At 46.1% G+C, this 531-nt stretch carries 2 tRNA genes; both read right to left on the bottom strand.

Going from position 1 to position 531, the window contains the following annotated elements:
• Positions 1-253 precede the first annotated feature (253 nt).
• A tRNA-Ala gene (locus PL9631_RS25735) sits at positions 254-326 on the bottom strand.
• 12 nt (positions 327-338) lie between these two features.
• Positions 339-412, bottom strand: a tRNA-Ile gene (locus PL9631_RS25730).
• Between the last annotated feature and the right edge of the window lie 119 nt (positions 413-531).

Raw genomic sequence — 531 nt, 5'->3', positions numbered from 1 at the left:
CTCTGTGTGCCAAGGTTTCCACCGTCAGCCCTTTCTATCTTGACCACTTTCTCTTTTTTCGAGAATTTCTGTTCGTTTCCGAACTCCTGAACACCAGAACTTTTCCGGGTTTATTATTCCCGGTTCTGGTTTCATTCTTGATCCCTTTTGATTCTTCTATGCAGTTTTCAAGGTTCTGGCTGGAACTTTTCCCAGCATTTACTCTTTCTTCTCGGAAAGCTGTAGTGCTGATTGGTTCTAGGAATATTTTCAGTGGAGGTAAGCGGACTCGAACCGCTGACATCTGCCTTGCAAAGGCAGCGCTCTACCAACTGAGCTATACCCCCACATTTTTTAGGTGGGCCATCCTGGACTTGAACCAGGGACCTCACCCTTATCAGGGGTGCGCTCTAACCACCTGAGCTAATAGCCCTTTTTCCGAACTTGAGATACGTTTGAAAGTCTCTTTTTTCCTAGCACGACCTGGGATGACTTTTGAGGGTGCTGTATTTTTGGATTGGGCACTCGACTCAAAAGTAGGTCTCCCTAAAA

Origin of the sequence: Planktothrix paucivesiculata PCC 9631 (assembly GCF_900009265.2) — a bacterium.
Lineage (GTDB): Bacteria > Cyanobacteriota > Cyanobacteriia > Cyanobacteriales > Microcoleaceae > Planktothrix > Planktothrix paucivesiculata.
The sequence above is the reverse complement of the archived record's forward strand: the minus strand, read 5'-3'. Positions and strand labels throughout refer to the sequence as shown.